A 10,641-nucleotide genomic window follows, 5' to 3' on the forward strand; every position below is an offset into this window, starting at 1 on the left:
CTCCCCCCGCCCCCTCCGCCACCTCTCCGACGTCCACCGCCGGGTGCTGACGACGGCCCAGCTCCGCTCCCACGGCGTGCCGGCCACCGAGATCGCCGAGCAGTGCCGGCCGGGCGGCCCCTGGCAACAGCTGCTCCCAGGGGTGGTCCTGCTCCACCCGGGGCCGGCCACCAGCGAGGAACGCCTGCACGGCGCCCTGCTGTTCGCGGCGCGCGAGCCGGCCCCGGGCGTCCCCGCCCAGCCGGGCGCCGACTCCCCCCACCGTCCGGTCTACCCGGACGTGATGATCACCGGCCTGGCGGCGCTCACCCTGCACGGCTTCTCCGCCACCCCGCCGCTGCTCGCCCTGGACCACATCGACGTCCTGGTCCCCCGGATGCGCCGGCTGCGTTCGACCTCCTACGTCCGGGTGCTCCGCACGTCGGCGCCGCCGACCCCCGAACCGGTGACCGGCCTCCCGGTCGCCCCGGTGCCGCGGGCCCTCGCGGACGCGGTCGCGGACCTCACCGACGCGGAGTCGGTACGCCGGCTGCTGACCGAGGCGGTGCGTGGCCGGCACTGCGAACCTGCGGCGGTGGTGCGGGAGCTGAACCTGGCGAAGCTGCTCTCGCGGCCCCATGTGGTCGACGCGGTGGACGCGCTCGTCGCCGAGGGCCGGGCCATCGCCGAGGACCGCCTCTACCGGATGGTCCAGGAGCACGGCCTGCCCGACCCGGTCTGGAACGTCGACCTGCGGCTGCCGGGCGGCCCGCACCTCGGTGGCGTGGACGCCTACTGGCCCGACCACGCGGTCGCCGTCGAACTGGACATGCGCGCCCCGCGCCAGGACGACGACGCCCTGTGGTCCGAGTACGCCCGCAAGCGCGAGCACCTGGAACGGCTCGGCATCACGGTCGTCCACATGACCCCGCGCAAGCTCCGCGAGTCGGCGGAACACCAGGCGGCGGTGATCCGCACGGCCCTGATGGCGGCGAACGACCGCGACCCGGCGGCGTACGTGGTGGTGCTGCCCCGGTAACCGGGGGGGGAAGGCCGGGGGGGCAGGCAGGGGACGTCGGTTCGGAGGGGAGCCGATGACCCTGCCCCGCGACGCGGACGGCGGCCGGAGCACCGGCCTCACCGCGCCCCCGGCGGGAGCACAGGAGAAGCGGCTCGGGAGACCGGGTACCGGGTGGGACCGTCGGTTCGGAGGGGGATCTACGGCCTTGCCCGGCACGGGGTGGCCGGACGACGGGTGGGGCCGTCGGTTGCAGAGGAGGCGGCGGCTCTGCCGGGTGGCCGAGGTGCGCTGGGGGCGGGTCGCCGGGGCCGGGGTGCGTGGGTCACTCGGTGGGGGTCACTCCGGTGGGGGCCGGGGACAGGCCGTGGGCGGCCAGGTGGGTGTCGATCTCGTGTACGCCGCCGGACCACCCGCGCCCGTCGCGTGGGTCGTTCGGCTGGCTCGCGTACATCTGACGTAACGCCGGGGCCAGTTCGTTCGTCGCGGTGCCGTCGGGCAGGCTTCGCCACTCGGTGAAGGCGCGCTCCAGGCAGAGCCGGGTCCGGGCGCCGTCCGGCCGGGGCGGATCGGCGTGGAAGCGGGCCGCGCTCAGCCACAGGCGCACGGCCAGGCGGCCGTCACCGGTGAGGTGGGCGACGTGGGCGCGTACCTCGATCCAGTGGGTCGCCTCGGCGGACTTGGCGCCGTGCGACCGGACAGCGTGGTTCTCCAGGTGCCGGATGGTGTGCTCCGCCTCGGCGAGCCGGCCCAGCCGGGCGTCGCGCCAGATGCCGTCGTAGACGTCGGCGGCGGGGGCCGTCGCCAGTATCGGGTGTCGCAGCACCGGGTGCCGGCCGGCCCGGTCGGGACCCGGCGGGTCCGTCACGGCAGGTGCGCGCCGGGCGTCCCCGACCACCACGACGGCCACCCCGAGCATGATCATGAAGAGTCCGGGCCAGGCGGCTCCCGTGGGCAGCTGCCCCAGCCAGAGCCAGGCGACCAGCGCGGCCACCGGCGCCTCCAGCAGCAGCAGGACGCTGACCGCGGTGGCCGGGGCCCGGCCGAGGGCGAAGTTCAGCGAGAAGAGGCCCAGGAGCTGCGGCAGCAGGAGCAGCCCAAGGAGCGCGAACCAGGCGTGCGCGGTGAAGGTGACCGGCGCGGTTCCGGTGACCAGGCACAGCAGCAGCATCTCCACGGTGCACACCGAGAAGCACAGCACCGAGTACATCGGCGTGCTGACGTCCGGGCGGGCCTCCTCGCTCAGCGCGGTGTACCCGGCCAGCGCGACGGCGCCGAGGAGGGCGAGGACGTCCCCGGTCACCGCGTCGGCGCCGCCGTCGAGATCGGCGCCGCTCGCGGCCATGGCACCGGCGACCGAGATCGCCAGCCCGGCCCACGCGGCCCGGGACGGGCGCCGGCCCCGCGCGGTCGCGATGAGGGCCTGCCACACCGGCTGGGTGGCCACCAGCCCGGTCGCCATCGCCACGCTGGTCAGCTGGGCGCCGGTCATGAAGGTGGCGAAGTGGGCGGCCAGCGCGGTGCCCGCGGCCAGCCCGAACAGGACCGCCCGGCGCTGCTCCCGGCGGACCAGGCCGCGCTCCCCGCTGAACACCCGGTGCACCTCACGGCGGCGCGCCAGCAGGAAGGCGGGGCCCAGGGTGAGCAGGCCGAGGGCGTTGCGGCCGAACGCCAGCGCGAACGCGGGCGCCGCGGCATAGGCGGTGAGCGGGGCGGTGGCCGAGAAGGCGAGGACGGTGACCAGGACGGCGGCACCGGAGACCGCGTCCAGTTTCGTGCGCATGGTGATGGATGAACCTCGGGTGGGACGACGGGTGCTGAAGCCCACGCGAGAGCGCCGTGCGGGTACGCACGGCTCTCCTCTCGCGGGAACTGATGCGATGTCAGCACACCAGCGCCCGGTCCGTGGATCATTGCCGCAGACACCCCGAACCGGGATACAGCAGGCTGTACCATGACCGGCGCTCGGGGGGCGCAGAAGGCGGTTTAGGGTGACCGGGGTGAGCGACGACGGCTTCGTGACACTGCGCCCGGCCCGCGAGGACGACCTCCCCCTGCTGGAGCGGTTCCTCCTCGACCCCGAGGCGGCGAGCGGCTTCCAGTGGTTCGGCTGGCGGGACCTCGGCCGCTTCCGGCGCCGCTTCGCGGAGAACGGACTGCTCGGGCCGGACGGCGGTCAGCTGGTCGTGGACGCCGGCCCCGCGTCCGACGGCCCGTACGGGTTCGTGTCCTGGCACAGGCTGACGGCCGGCCCCACGGCGTACCACTGGGGCATGGGCATCGCGCTGGCCCCGGAGGCCCGCGGGCGGGGGATCGGCACGCGCGCCCAACTCCTGCTGGTGCGCTACCTGTTCGCGCACACACCGGTGCAGCGCGTCCAGGCGGAGACCGACCTGGAGAACATCGCCGAGCAGCGCGCCCTGGAGAAGGCGGGCTTCACCCGTGAGGGCGTGCTGCGCGGCAACGTGTTCCGGGACGGGCGGTGGCGGGACGGCGTCCTGTACGGCGTCCTGCGCGACGACCCGCTGCCCGGCTGACCGGCCCCCGCCCGCGGGGGCCGGCCGGTGCGGGGCTACTGCCCGGTGACACCCGGGCGCAGTTCGTCGCGTACGTCGCCGGCGACCCGGTCGAGCAGGTCCGCGTACGCGGCGATCATCCTGGTGCGGCTGAACCGCTCGCGGCTCGCGGCCAGCGCCGGCACGAAGGTCTCCCGGCCGGCCACCGCGGCCGTCCAGGCGAAGGCGATCGCGTCGGGGTCGAACGGCGTCACGAAACCGTGCCCCTCGACGATCGACGCGCTGTCACCGACGTCCGTCGTCACCGGTACGGCGCCGCACATCATGCCCTCGATCAGGCACAGCGGTGCCGCCTCGCCGGAGACGGAGGTGAGCGCGACGACGTCGGAACCGGCGTAGACGGCCTCCATGTCGTGCCGTACGCCCAGCAGGTGGACGCGGTCGCCGAGGGCGGCCCGCTCGGCGCCGAAGGCGATCTCCGTGTCGGCCCAGAGCGCGGGGTTGTCGTCGGTCATCCCGGCCCCGCACATGACGACGTGCCCGCCGCCCTCGCGGGCCAGCCACGCCCGCGCCGCCCGCAGGAACAGCGGGACGTTCTTCATCCCGGCGTAGCGGGCGGCGAACACGACGACCGGGGCGCCCGCGGGGATCCCGAGGGACTCGCGGAAGGCGAGCCGCAGCGCCGCGTCCGGCCGGAAGCGCAGCAGGTCCACCCCGTTCGGGATCACGTGCAGCAGCTCACCGGGGATCCCGGCGGCCTCGTACGCGTCCCGCGTGGACTGCGCGCAGCAGACGCCGGCCACGACCTTGCCGTCGGCGATGGCGGTCCTGAGCTCGTCCAGCGCCGGGCCCTGGTTCTCCGGGTCGGACCGGTGCAGGCAGACGACGACCGGGCGGCGCGGCAGCCCGCCCTGGTTGAGGAGCGCCAGCGGCTGCTCCTTCAGCGACAGGATGACGTCCGCGCCGGCCATGGCCCGCGCGGTGTCGGCCAGCTCCGGCCCGCTGAAAACCGACGCCGCGACCGTGCCGTCCACGAGCCCGGCGGTACGGCCGAGGGAGGTGACGTCGATGCCGCCGGCGGTGAGGGCGCGGTAGCAGGCGTCGTCCTCCATCCGTTGTGTGGTGGCTTCCCGGTGGACCTCACCGTGCAGACTCAGCACGCGGTGCCACTGCTGTCCGCCCTCTACCAGGCCCAGCAGCACATCACTGTGCACGATCCGGGCTCCCCCGGAGAAAAATCCCTCGTAGACCGAGAGCACACGAAGTCCGAGCCGAGCGCTCACACGACCACCAGCCTTGCACCAGATCGAGCCATCCCCGGGAACCGCGGGTTAGCCGATATGAGGCGGTACGGATGTTTCATCCGGATGAACGGGACGTCTCGTGCCGGAGTCCTGTTCGTTTACACGGCGAGTGCCGGGACCGCTACCGCGAGCACCCCTCCCGAAACCCCACTGCCACCCCTCTGACCTGCGGTTCTGTGGGCCGGTCCGGCACCCGTGACAGGCCCGGCGCCGGCACCTCCGTCGGCAAAGAATCGGCAAGTGCCGCGCCGGAACGTACGACGGTGTCAGCGGCCCCCGCGGTGGACGTTGAGACGGGCGGCCCGACGGGTCAGGTGGTCGCGTTCGGCGAGATCGGTCGCCTTGCGGGCCGCCTCGGCGTACAGGCGGGCGGCCGTCTCCCGGTCGCCGGCGCGTTCGTGCAGATGGGCGGCGACCGCGGTGTGCCGGGGCAGCGACTCGTCCAGTTCGGCGAGGGCCGCGAGGCCGGCGCCCGGTCCGTCGGCCTCGCCTACGGCCACCGCGCGGTTGAGCCGGACCACCGGGCTGTCGGTCAGCCGGGCGAGTTCGTCGTACCACTCGACGATCTGCACCCAGTCGGTCTCCTCGGCGGTGGGCGCGTCCGCGTGCAGGGCGGCGATCGCGGCCTGCGCCTGGAACTCGCCCAGGCGGTCGCGGGCCAGGGCCGGCTGGAGGATGCCGACGCCCTCGGCGATCAGGCGGGTGTCCCAGCGGCCGCGGTCCTGCTCGGCGAGGGGGACCAGGCTGCCGTCGGGTGCGGTCCGGGCGGCGCGCCGGGCGTGGTGGAGGAGCATGAGGGCGAGCAGCCCGGCCACCTCGGGGTGGTCGACCCGGGCGGCGAGCTGCCGGGTGAGCCGGACGGCCTCGGCGGCGAGGTCGACGTCACCGGAGTAGCCCTCGTTGAAGACCAGGTAGAGGACGCGCAGCACGGTGCCGACGTCGCCGGGCCGGTCCAGGCGGACTCCGGAGACGGTGCGCTTGGCCCGGCTGATCCGCTGCGCCATGGTCGCCTCGGGCACCAGGTAGGCGCGGGCGATCTGCCGGGTGGTGAGGCCGCCGACGGCGCGCAGGGTGAGCGCGACGGCTGCGGAGGGCGTGAGGGAGGGGTGCGCGCACAGGAAGTAGAGCTGGAGGGTGTCGTCAGCGGCGGGGACCGGACCGGGCGGCGGCTCCTCGTCCGCCCGGTCCTCGCGCCGGCGGCGGGCGGTGTCGGCGCGGGTCGCGTCGAGGAACCGCCGCCAGGCCACGGTGACCAGCCAGCCCTTCGGGTCCCGCGGTGGATCCGCCGGCCAGACCCGGATCGCCTCGACCAGGGCGTCCTGCACGGCGTCCTCGGCCGCCGCGAAGTCGGCTCCGCGGCGGACGAGGACGGTGAGCACGCCGGGGGTGAGGCTCCTGAGCAGGGCCTCATCCATGGGCGAGGCACTCCGGGACGGTGGGCGGCGCGGTCAGGAAGGGGCGCACCTCCAGCCACTCGTGGATCGGCCTGCCGCCCGCTCCGGGGGCCGCGGACAGTTCCCCGGCGAGTTCGACGGCGCGCTCGTGGCTGTCGACGTCGATGATCATCCAGCCGGCGATGAGGTCCTTGGTCTCGGCGAACGGGCCGTCGGTGACCGGCGGCCGTCCCTCGCCGTCGTACCGGACCCACTGCCCCTCCGGGGCCAGCGCCTGGCCGTCGACGAACTCGCCGCTCTTCTCCAGCCGGGCGGCGAAGTCGTTCATGTACTGCACGTGGGCCGAGATCTCCTCCGGGGTCCACCGGTCCATGGGCACGTCGTTCACCGCGGCCGGGGCGCCCCGGTAGTGCTTCAGCAGCAGGTACTTGGCCATGATGTTCTCCTCGGTGCCGGCACGGCCCATTGTGGCCGCCTTCACCCCTGGGACGGAGCCGGGCGCGGGTTCTCGACATCGCCGCCGGATTTTTTTTCCGGAGCTGCGTGGGCTGGCGGGTCAGCCCCCGCAGAACTCGGCCTCGGCCACCGCGTCCGTGTCGCCGGTCCAGTCGGCGTTGTAGTTCACGGCCAGGGCGTGCCGGCCGTCCGCGGTGGTGACGGCGTCGGAGGAGGAGCCGTGGATGCCGCCGTCGTGACCCCAGACGTGGACGCCGCACGGGAGGGTGACGTCGGCCAGTCCCAGGCCGTAGGCGGCGTTGGGGGCACCGGGGATCGGGACGGTGGTCTTCATCTCCTTCAGCTGGTGCGGCGGCAGCAGACGGCCGCGCAGCAGGGCCTCGTAGAAGCGGGTCAGGTCGGCGGACGTGGAGATCATCTCGCCCGCGGAGGAGGCCAGGGACGGGTTGAGCTCGGTCACGTCGTAGGTCGGGCCGGTCGCCGTCTCGGCCAGCTTGGAGTAGGCACGGCTGCTGGGGCGCGGGAGGGTGCTGCGGGTGCCGGGGAGGGAGGTGCCGGTGAGACGGAGGGGTTCGATCACCCGCCTCGTGATCTCCTCGGCGTAGGAGCGGCCGGTCACCGCCCTGATCACCATGCCCGCCAGGACGTAGTTGGTGTTGGAGTAGGCCCAGGCGGTGCCGGGTGCGAAGGCCGGTTGGTGCCCCATCGCGATCGCGACCAGCCCGGCCGGTGTCAGCGTGTCGTAGCGGTGCCGGAAGAAGCCGTCCTTGAGGAAGTGGGCGCGGCCGAAGTCCTCGTCGTTCGTGTAGTTGAAGATGCCGCTGGTGTGGTTGAGGAGCTGCCGGACGGTGATCCGGCCGCCGTCGTTGCCGTTGCCGGTCACCACGCCCGGCAGCCACTTCGCCACGGTGTCGTCCAGGGACAGCCGGCCCTCCGCCTCCAGCTGGAGGAGGACCGTGGCCACGAAGGTCTTGGTGATGCTGCCGACCCGGTAGCGGTCGGCCGGTGACCGCGGGGCGCCGGTCGCCAGGTTGCCCGTCCCCGCCGTCGCCGACCAGGTGCCGTGGGCGTCCCGGGCCGTGACCGTCGCGCCGGGTACCCCGCCCGCGACCGCGGCCTCGACGGCCTCGCGGGTGGCGGAGTGCCCGGCGCCGGGTGCCGCCGCCATGGCCGGTGCCGCCAGTGCCGCGGACAGGACCAGGGCCGTGGCACCGACCAGCGTCGTACGTACGCGCATGTGTTCCCCCAGTGGAGTCAACGGAGTCGTCGAACTCGGTCGGGGGTGGGGACCGCGCCCTGATCGGCGAGGTTGCGTCGCCGTGGGCCGGTTGAGCGGGTTTCAGCCCTTCTTGAGGACGAGTTCCGTGTTCCGGTCCTTCGCGTCGCCGCCCAGGACCTTGCTGGCACCGGGGGCGTTGAAGGCCAGTTCGCGGTAGAGGGCGGCGAGGCCGGTCTGGGAGAGGTCGGTGAAGTCGGTGCGGTGCGGGGCCGCCGACTCGATCAGCGTGGTGAACAGCGAGATCGTGCCGTCCTTGTTGTCCACCAGCTCGACGACGCGGGCGAGTTGCGGGAAGTCGACGTGCGAGGCGGTGGTGACCTCCCAGAAGGAGTTGCCGTTCGACGCCTGGTGCGGGGTGATCAGGTTGCGGTGGATGTGGCCGTTCACCCAGGCCAGCACGTTGGCGTGGCGGTTGAGCAGGGTGACCAGCTCGGTGCCCGTGTGGCGGCGGTCGCCCGGGTGTGCCGGGTCGGGGCGGGTGTTGGTCATCGTCTGGCTGGTGTGGTGGCTGAAGACGACCGCGTAGGAGTCCTTGTTCTCCCTCAGGGTCTTCTCCAGCCAGGCCAGTTGGACCGTTCCGATCGATCCGTCGTAGTGGCCGCCCGCGTCCGTCGTGTCCAGGCTGATGCCGATGACGTCGTCGGAGATGCGGAAGGCGTAGTACTGGGTGCCCGCCGAGAGGTTCGCGGACGAGTAGCCGTGCCCGACCGGGCCGAGACCCTGGTGGGCCGGGTCCAGGTGGGCCTTCAGGTAGTCCGACACCGTGTACGGGGCGCGCTTCTCGTCCGCCGTGACCGGACGCGCCGACCGGGCGTGCGCCTTCAGGAAGTCGCGGTAGCCGCTGCCCTTGGGGTCCTGGGCGTTGCGGATGGAGTCCTGGAGCTTCTTCGCCTCGGCGTCGGTCACCGTCATCAGCTTCTTGCCGCCGATGGCCGCCTCGGCGAGGTACGGGTCGGCGTGCGAGCCGAAGCAGCCGAGCGGCAGGGCGTCGTGGTTGCCGACGGTGGAGTACCAGGGCAGGTTGAGGCCGGGGCTCCTGACCTCGCGGGTCGCGGCGGCGAGGAACCCGGCGAGGTGCGGGAAGCCGAGCGCCTTGTCACCGTCGCGGACGGCGGAGTCGGCCTGCCAGTACAGTTTCAGGCCGCTGTTCTGCACGCCCTCGTAGTGCGCGGGGTCCCCCGTGTTCGGGGTCATCCGGCCGCCGCTCATCACCGTCATGAACCACTCCAGCTCGGAGTGGGCGTTGTTGTCGGTGTTGTCGCCGGTCGTCATCACGAAGTGCAGCGGGGAGCCGGTGACCGGGGCGCCGCGCAGCGCGTTGACCCGCTCCACGAGCGAGATGGCGCCGGGCACGGTGAGCGCCTCGTGCGGACGCCAGGCGTGCGGGTCGTGGGCGCGCAGGTACTCCAGGCGCAGCGGGTGCTGAACGTCCATCAGGTGCAGGTCGGTGAACTGCACGAACGCGGCCAGTGCGGTACGGCGGCCGTCCCGGCCGGACTTGGCTGCGGCCAGGTCGGAGCGCAGCACGCGCTGCCAGCCGGCGCCGTCGCCGAGCCGCCGGTACCCGGAGCTGTCGCGGGGTGCGGCGACGGAGGCGAGCGTGGTGCCCTTGGTGTACGGCGCGAGGGGCGCCGCGGCGGCCTTGCGGCCCTCGGCGACCGGCTGCGGCTCCGTGGTGACCGCGGGACTGGCCTCGCTGTCGGTGGGGCGCAGGGCGAAGCCGACGCCCGCGGAGAGCGAGACGGCTCCGGCGGCGGCGAGCACGGTACGGCGGTTGATCTCCAGTGCCTCGCGGCCCTTGTGGGCCGCGGAGGTGGCGACAGAGCGTATGCGCGACATGGCGCGATCTCCCCGAGTACGAACGCGTCGGCAGTGGTCGCGGGCGATCGCTTCCGCGAACTTCCCGCTCACTCTGGATCGTTGGCACCGGGGATGACCTGCGCGTGAACGCGGCGGCAACGCGCAGCGCCGATCACCGTACGTGGATCAGGGGAGGTGGGGACCGGTCATGGACCGGATTGCGGACGGCCGGAGTCCGGCTACTCCGCGTTCATCTGCGCGGGTAGGGGAGGGTCTCCGGGCCTCACGACTGCTCCTGTGCGAACCGCCCGGCGGCCGGCTTCTCCCGCCACAGCCGCAGGGCGACGTCGACCAGCCGGACGCGCCTCAGGTCAGCCACCGCGTCCAGGCCGTGCCAGGCGGCCATGTCGGTGGAACCGCCGACCTCGTTGCGCAGCTCGCCGCCGACGACCTCGCCGCTGTAGACGATCCGCACGCCGTGGTGGTCGGTGGTGCGGGACAGCAGGGTGCCGCGGACGAAGCGCTGCCGGAGGGAGTCGATGCCGAGCAGGCCGGTCACCTCGATGCGGTAGCCCGTCTCCTCCATGAGTTCGCGGCGGACGGTGTCGTAGGGGTCCTCGCCGTGGTCCATGCCGCCGCCGGGCAGCACCCATTCGGGCGTGCCGTCGGGGGCGGGTGACCGGGCGAGCAGGATCTGTCCGTCACGGACGCACACGGCGTAGGCCGCCACCCTCAGCTTCTCGCGCACAGCGGCACGTTAGGGCCCCGACCGGGTGGCGGCCACCGGGTTTTCCGCCGGGACGGAACGCCGTCCGGCGGACGGGGGCCCGGGGCGAGTGGGGGGGCCGGGGCCGGGCGGCCCGGGGGAGGGCGAGGGCCGGGGGTGGATGAGGGC

At 73.7% G+C, this 10,641-nt stretch carries 9 protein-coding genes; 2 read left to right on the plus strand and 7 right to left on the minus strand.

Annotated features, from left to right (window positions below; genetic code table 11):
* Positions 1-1,018 (plus strand): hypothetical protein (locus AAW13_RS42785; RefSeq protein ID WP_071659870.1); only part of this gene is annotated, 1,018 nt, incomplete at its 5' end.
* Positions 1,019-1,322: 304 nt separating this feature from the next.
* Here AAW13_RS42785 and AAW13_RS46520 read toward each other — a convergent pair.
* Entirely contained in the window at positions 1,323-2,780 is a 1,458-nt protein-coding gene (locus AAW13_RS46520; RefSeq protein WP_063777109.1) for a DMT family transporter, read from the minus strand.
* A 217-nt stretch (positions 2,781-2,997) separates the two neighbouring features.
* Here AAW13_RS46520 and AAW13_RS42795 point away from each other — a divergent pair, with 217 nt between their 5' ends.
* Complete coding sequence (locus AAW13_RS42795; protein ID WP_046733804.1) at positions 2,998-3,534, plus strand: GNAT family N-acetyltransferase; 537 nt, start codon at positions 2,998-3,000, stop codon at positions 3,532-3,534.
* A gap of 35 nt (positions 3,535-3,569) precedes the next feature.
* Here the strand turns inward: AAW13_RS42795 and AAW13_RS42800 are convergent, their stop codons facing one another.
* The 6 genes from AAW13_RS42800 to AAW13_RS42825 form a co-directional block, all read right to left on the minus strand.
* The gene (locus tag AAW13_RS42800; RefSeq protein WP_046733805.1) at positions 3,570-4,772 is read right to left on the minus strand and encodes a glycosyltransferase; all 1,203 of its coding nucleotides are present in this window, start codon (positions 4,770-4,772) and stop codon (positions 3,570-3,572) included.
* A 311-nt stretch (positions 4,773-5,083) separates the two neighbouring features.
* Positions 5,084-6,232 carry an RNA polymerase sigma factor gene (locus AAW13_RS42805; protein ID WP_046733806.1) on the minus strand — a complete coding sequence of 383 codons (1,149 nt, stop codon included), beginning with the start codon at positions 6,230-6,232 and terminating at the stop codon, positions 5,084-5,086.
* Positions 6,225-6,647, minus strand: a complete 423-nt coding sequence (locus AAW13_RS42810) for a YciI family protein (protein ID WP_046733811.1) — start codon at positions 6,645-6,647, stop codon at positions 6,225-6,227. The genes AAW13_RS42805 and AAW13_RS42810 overlap by 8 nt, the downstream gene beginning before the upstream one ends.
* Before the next feature lie 120 nt (positions 6,648-6,767).
* Positions 6,768-7,904, minus strand: coding sequence for a serine hydrolase domain-containing protein (locus AAW13_RS42815; RefSeq protein WP_046733807.1), 1,137 nt, complete (start codon positions 7,902-7,904; stop codon positions 6,768-6,770).
* A gap of 102 nt (positions 7,905-8,006) precedes the next feature.
* The gene (locus AAW13_RS42820) at positions 8,007-9,785 is read right to left on the minus strand and encodes a TIGR03767 family metallophosphoesterase (protein WP_046733808.1); all 1,779 of its coding nucleotides are present in this window, start codon (positions 9,783-9,785) and stop codon (positions 8,007-8,009) included.
* A 244-nt stretch (positions 9,786-10,029) separates the two neighbouring features.
* Positions 10,030-10,494 (minus strand): NUDIX hydrolase, encoded by a 465-nt coding sequence (locus AAW13_RS42825; protein WP_240528936.1) that lies wholly within the window; start codon positions 10,492-10,494, stop codon positions 10,030-10,032.
* Between the last annotated feature and the right edge of the window lie 147 nt (positions 10,495-10,641).

It is taken from the genome of Streptomyces humi (assembly GCF_001005085.2).
In the GTDB taxonomy this organism is placed as follows: domain Bacteria; phylum Actinomycetota; class Actinomycetes; order Streptomycetales; family Streptomycetaceae; genus Streptomyces; species Streptomyces humi.